Below are 3,105 nucleotides of genomic sequence, written 5' to 3'. Positions count from 1 at the left end.
GCTCGCTGGCGGGAACGAGCCTACCGATCGTCGCCAACCACGCGTAATCCACGCGTAAAGGCATTGCTTCCCCGACAAATCGTCATCAAGCCCGGCCGATTCCCTCCACCCTGCGCGTGGTCGCCCGGCTGGCCTTCGGCTCGTCATCGGCCGGGGCGGGCGGTGCGGACGAGGGCGCCGCCGGCTCCTCGCCGGAATCCGGCGGCTTCTCCACCGGCTGCTTCTCCATCGGTGTGGACCCCATATGTTCATGACGTTGCTCGCTGGCGGGAACGAGCCTACCGATCGTCGCCAACCACGCGTAATCCACGCGTAAAGGCATTGCTTCCCCGACAAATCGTCATCAAGCCCGGCCGATTCCCTCCACCCTGCGCGTGGTCGCCCGCGCCCGGGGAACGCACAGTGAAAGACGGGGCTACGCGAGGAGGAGCCGTGCAGATCGGAGTTCCGCGCGAGGTAAAGAACAACGAATACCGCGTCGCGCTCACCCCGGCCGGAGCGCACGAGTTCGTCAGGCACGGGCACCAGGTCCTCATCGAACGGGAGGCCGGGACCGGGTCGGCGATCCCCGACGACGACTTCGCCGCCGCCGGGGCGGTGATCGTGCCGTCGGCCGACGAGGTGTGGGGGCAGGCCGACCTGGTGCTGAAGGTCAAGGAGCCGGTCGCCGAGGAGTACCACCGGATGCGCAAGGGCCAGGTCCTGTTCACCTACCTGCACCTGGCCGCGTCCGCGCCCTGCACCACGGCCATGCTGGAGTCGGGGATCACCGGCATCGCCTACGAGACCGTGCAGACGGCGGGCGGCTTCCTGCCGCTGCTCGCGCCCATGTCGGAGGTGGCCGGACGGCTCGCCCCGCAGGTGGGCGCCTATCACCTGATGAGCCAGGGCGGCGGCCGAGGGGTGCTGATGGGCGGCGTGTCGGGGGTGCACGCGGCCCGCGTGGTGGTGATCGGGGCCGGGGTCGCCGGGATGAACGCGGCGGTGATCGCGCTGGGCATGCAGTCGGAGGTGCTGCTGCTGGACAAGAACATCGACCGGCTGCGCCAGGCCGACATCATCTACCAGGGCCACTGCCAGACCATCGCCTCCAACGCCTACGAGATCGAGCGCGCCGTCCGTGAGGCGGACCTGGTGATCGGGGCGGTTCTGGTACCGGGGGCCAGAGCACCCAAGCTGGTCGGCAACGATCTGGTCGCGCGGATGCGCCCGGGTTCGGTGCTGGTGGACATCTCCATCGACCAGGGCGGCTCGTTCGAGGACTCCCGCCCGACGACCCACGCCGACCCGACGTACCGGGTCCACGACTCGGTGTTCTACTGCGTCGCGAACATGCCGGGCGCGGTCCCGCACACCTCGACCTACGCGCTGACGAACGTCACCGTCCCGTACGCGCTGGCCATCGCCGACCTCGGCTGGCGGGCGGCGCTGCGGGCCGACCCGGCCCTCGCCCGGGGGCTCAACACGCACGAGGGCCATGTGACGAACAAGCCCGTGGCCGAGGCGCACGGGCTGGAGTTCGCGGGCGTCGAAGAGATCTTGACCTAAGGCCGTCCCGGCGACTCAGGAGGCGCTGGGCTCGGGGGTGCCGGTCGCGGGGGCGCTGGGCTCGGAGGTGGCGGGCGGCGTGCCCATGGTGTCCGGCGATCCGCTCGGCGCGACGGCCGGGATCTCCTTCTGGGCCGCCGTCTTGTCGGTGCTGTACGGCCCCTCACAGGAGGCGCCGAACTCCGGCGTGTTGGTCGGGTTGTTACGGTACTTGCTGATGAACCGCGGGAGCTTCGGGTCATCGGCGCTGGACAGCTTGATCTGGTTGTTCCACGCGCTGGCGACGATCGGCGAGGGCAGCCCGGGGTACGGGCTGAGCAGCATGTACTCCTCGCCGGCGAGCTTCTTGAGGGTCTCCACCTGGGCCTTGGGCAGGGTGGGGTTGTAGGTGATCCAGATCGCCCCGTGTTCCAGGGAGTGGACCGCGTGCTCGTTGTTGACCGGCTCGTCGTAGATGCCGCAGCGCTGCCAGACGCTGTTGTGCTCCCCGCCGAGCGGCGGGTTCTCCTTGTAGGAGATCTTGGTCTCCTTGTGCTGGCTGGCCGGGTACTTCGCGGTGACCACTTCGCCCAGCGAGGTCGCCGACCGTTCCCTGATCAGGTAGAACGCGACCACGCCGACGAGCAGGATGATGACGAGCCCGCCCGCACCCCACATGAGCATGGCGGTACGGCGCTCTTTGCGCTTCTGCGCGGCTCGCATCTGCGCCAGATGCTCACGCCTCGCCTGCGCCTTCTCCTTGGACATCATTCCTCCATCGGCGGGCCCAATCAGGGGTCACCTTATTCCGTACCAACGTATGTGGAGAATAAGGGCTTTAAGTTCTCCTCACGCCGCTTACCGGAGATCACGGGTACGCTGAGCAAACGATGGACGTCCCCGTTGAAACTCCCGCACGCCCACGGCACCGCCCGCTGCTCATCGCGGCGGTCTGTACCGTGCTGGCCGCCATCGCCGCCGCCGTCTTCTTCGCCGGCCGGTACGGCACGCCCTCCGACGTCTCGCCGGAGGCGGGATTCGCGCGGGACATGGCGTTCCATCACGCCCAGGCCGTCGAGATGGCGTTCGCCGCACACGATGTCACCGAGGACGAGACGCTGCGCGCTCTCACCAGCGACATCATTCTCACCCAGACCGCCCAGCGCGGGATCTTCATGGGCTGGCTTCAGCAGTGGGGGCTGAACCAGGCCGGCGAGCGGCCGAGGATGGCCTGGATGTCCGGTCACGGACACTCCGCGGGCCGGGCGAAACCGGCGGCGCCGGCCGGGGCGCCGATGCCCGGCATGGCGACCGGCGCGGAAATGGAGCGGCTGAGACAGGCCGAGGGCAAGGCGGCCGAGGTCCTGTTCCTGCAGCTCATGATCCGTCACCATGAGGGAGGCGTGCAGATGGCCGACGGCCTGCTGCGCCTTTCCGACCGTGAGGAGGTCGCCACCATGGCCAGGCACATCAGCGCCGGCCAGAGCGGCGAGATCAAGCTGATGACCGACCTGCTCCGCGCCCGGGGCGCGAAGCCGTACCCGACGATCCTCGACTGACGTGTCCGGCCCTGAGGCC

General features: G+C 69.0%; 4 protein-coding genes. 2 read left to right on the top strand and 2 right to left on the bottom strand.

Annotated features, from left to right (window positions below; all coding sequences use genetic code 11):
- Nucleotides 1-85: 85 nt before the first annotated feature.
- Nucleotides 86-244, bottom strand: a complete 159-nt coding sequence (locus C1I98_RS42240; protein ID WP_158558359.1) for a hypothetical protein — start codon at nt 242-244, stop codon at nt 86-88.
- Between the two features lie 188 nt (nt 245-432).
- On the opposite strand from C1I98_RS42240, the gene ald reads away from it, so the two are divergent.
- Nucleotides 433-1,548, top strand: coding sequence for an alanine dehydrogenase (ald, locus tag C1I98_RS37140; protein WP_111171947.1), 1,116 nt, complete (start codon nt 433-435; stop codon nt 1,546-1,548).
- A gap of 15 nt (nt 1,549-1,563) precedes the next feature.
- Here ald and C1I98_RS37135 read toward each other — a convergent pair whose 3' ends face one another.
- Nucleotides 1,564-2,295, bottom strand: coding sequence for a thioredoxin-like domain-containing protein (locus C1I98_RS37135; protein ID WP_111171948.1), 732 nt, complete (start codon nt 2,293-2,295; stop codon nt 1,564-1,566).
- 122 nt (nt 2,296-2,417) lie between these two features.
- Here C1I98_RS37135 and C1I98_RS37130 point away from each other — a divergent pair, with 122 nt between their 5' ends.
- Complete coding sequence (locus tag C1I98_RS37130) at nt 2,418-3,086, top strand: DUF305 domain-containing protein (RefSeq protein ID WP_111171946.1); 669 nt, start codon at nt 2,418-2,420, stop codon at nt 3,084-3,086.
- Nucleotides 3,087-3,105: the final 19 nt, after the last annotated feature.

The sequence above is a fragment of the Spongiactinospora gelatinilytica genome (genome assembly GCF_003236385.1).
Lineage (GTDB): Bacteria > Actinomycetota > Actinomycetes > Streptosporangiales > Streptosporangiaceae > Spongiactinospora > Spongiactinospora gelatinilytica.
Note: the sequence above shows the minus strand (reverse complement) of the source record. Positions and strands in the feature narration are given on the sequence as shown.

What these genes read in the sequence shown, in the direction of transcription:
- C1I98_RS42240 (WP_158558359.1), bottom strand. Translation starts at nt 244, where the DNA reads ATGGGGTCCACACCGATGGAGAAGCAGCCGGTGGAGAAGCCGCCGGAT.
- C1I98_RS37135 (WP_111171948.1), bottom strand. Translation starts at nt 2,295, where the DNA reads ATGTCCAAGGAGAAGGCGCAGGCGAGGCGTGAGCATCTGGCGCAGATG.
- C1I98_RS37130 (WP_111171946.1), top strand. Translation starts at nt 2,418, where the DNA reads ATGGACGTCCCCGTTGAAACTCCCGCACGCCCACGGCACCGCCCGCTG.